This is a genomic window from Streptomyces sp. UH6 (assembly GCF_013421635.1).
Classification (GTDB): domain Bacteria; phylum Actinomycetota; class Actinomycetes; order Streptomycetales; family Streptomycetaceae; genus Streptomyces; species Streptomyces abyssomicinicus.
Genome location: NZ_JACADT010001046.1, coordinates 1 through 1,926 on the forward strand (window position 1 = coordinate 1; position 1,926 = coordinate 1,926).

Genomic DNA, 1,926 nt, shown 5'->3' on the forward strand with positions numbered 1-1,926 from the left:
GACGAGCGGAACCTGCCGCTGCTCGTCGACTGGCGAGCACCGGCGGCGCGTCCCTTCCACGCGGCGACGGCCGCCCCTCCCGGATCGCCCCCGGCCGGACGCCGAGCCGTTCGATCCGCCAGGCCCCCCGCCGCGCCACCAAGAGGCTGTGCACGATCACCGTCCGCCCCGCTCCGGAGCCCGCCACGAGCCCGCCGGCCGACGGCCGGAGCTGATGCCCCCGCGCCCGGTAGCCTGCCGTCGTGGAAGACAGGGAAGTGTCCCTCGAGGACAGGGAGGTGTTCCTCGGCGGGGTGAACCCGGTCGTCCGCGAGGGTGACGTGGTCCGCCGGCCGGCCGGGGAGTGGAGCCCCACCGTCCAGCGCCTGCTCGCCCATCTGCGGCGCGCGGGTTTCGCGGGCGCCCCGCGCCCGTACGGGATCAGCGGGGACGGCACGGAGGAACGCGTCGCGTTCCTGCCCGGCGAGGTCGGACACGACTTCGGCGCACCGCAGGTGAGGAGCGACGCCTCGCTCACCGCCATGGCGAGGCTGCTCCGTGCCTTCCACGACGCCACGCAGGACTTCCCGCGGCATCCGGACGACGTCTGGCAACTGCCGCCGCGCGAGCCGGCGGAGGTCATCTGCCACGGTGACGCCGCCACCTACAACACGGTGTTCGCCGGAGGCCTGCCGGTGGCCCTGATCGACTTCGACACCGCCCACCCGGCCCCGCGCCTGTGGGACGTCGCCTACACCGCCTACCGGTTCGTCCCGCTGTACGCCCCCGACGAGGAGGCGCTCACCCTGCCGGTGCCCGAGGCGCTCCGCCGGCTCCGTCTGTTCGCCGACGCGTACGGGCTGTCCGGCGCGGAGCGGGCCGAACTGCCCGCGGTCACGGCGGAGCGGCTGAGGGCGCTGGTGGACTGGATGCACGCGCACGCGGCCGCGGGCCATCCGGCGTTCGCCCGTCACGTCTCGGAGGGGCACGACCGCCGCTACCTGACCGACGCCCGGTGGATCGAGGAGACCTTCACCGGCCGGATCGTCCCGGGACCGGCGACCTGACGGCCTCCGGTCCGATCAGGTCTCCGGTCTGCTCCGGCCGCCCGGGCCGGAGACGGGCTCCGGCCGGGCGGGGGAGAGGGGCGGATCCCCGAAGGACGGTCAGGGCCGGTGAGGCCGGGCGGGGACGAAGTACCTGGTGAGCGCCCAGTCGGCGATGCGATGTCCGACCCGGTTGCCGACGATGTCCGCCGTCCGGGTGTGGATGCCGGCGAACACCCGGGCGTCGATCACGTCGCGGTCGTAGTCGGCGGCGTACTCGTAGTGCCGGGTCGACCCGCCGCGCACCGAGCGGACCGTGAAGTCGATCCGGTCGTCGCCCAGCAGCCTGGTCAGGGTGCCCGTCAGCGCCCCGGCGGTGGTGGCGTGCCCGCTCAGGTAGTCGGGGTGGGCGGGGGTCGGCAGCAGCGGCTCCCAGCCGGTGTCCGGCTCGGTGTCCGGATTGCCGTCCTGGTCCGCCAGACGGATCGCGGTGATCGGCCGCCACGTCCCGTAGTGCAGCTTGGCGTCCCAGGAGGCGACGATGCCGTCGGCCTGCGCGGCGTGCGCCGCCGCGTACAGGCGGGCCGTGTCGGCGATGTCGAGGCCGCGCCGGGCCGCCTGGTCGGCGAGGGCGCCCGGGATGTCCAGTTCGGTGAAGAAGCGCGCGGTGTCGGTCTGTCGGGGCGTACGCACCGTGCTGTCCAGCGCCCCGTACGCCTTGACCTCGTCGAGGTCCCGCGCGTAGCGGGCGGAGGCCGGCGGGGGCGGCGGGCCCGGACGGAACATGTCGGGGGAGTGGAGCAGCAGGGGGCGCATCCGGCCCAGCCAGGCGTTGGAGAAGGGGGCGAACGCGGGCGGGGTCGGCCGCCAGATCCCCGGCACGGGCGGCCGGTCGAAGGAC

At 75.2% G+C, this 1,926-nt stretch carries 2 protein-coding genes; one reads left to right on the forward strand and one right to left on the reverse strand.

What is annotated here, in order from left to right; genetic code table 11:
• The first annotated feature begins 242 nt into the window (after positions 1-242).
• On the forward strand, positions 243-1,046 hold the full coding sequence (locus HW445_RS28980) for a phosphotransferase (RefSeq protein ID WP_308800109.1): 804 nt from the start codon (positions 243-245) through the stop codon (positions 1,044-1,046).
• A gap of 99 nt (positions 1,047-1,145) precedes the next feature.
• On the opposite strand, the gene HW445_RS28985 is transcribed toward HW445_RS28980, so the two are convergent.
• Positions 1,146-1,926: vanadium-dependent haloperoxidase (locus HW445_RS28985; protein ID WP_180223809.1), on the reverse strand; the 781-nt coding region annotated here is incomplete at its 5' end.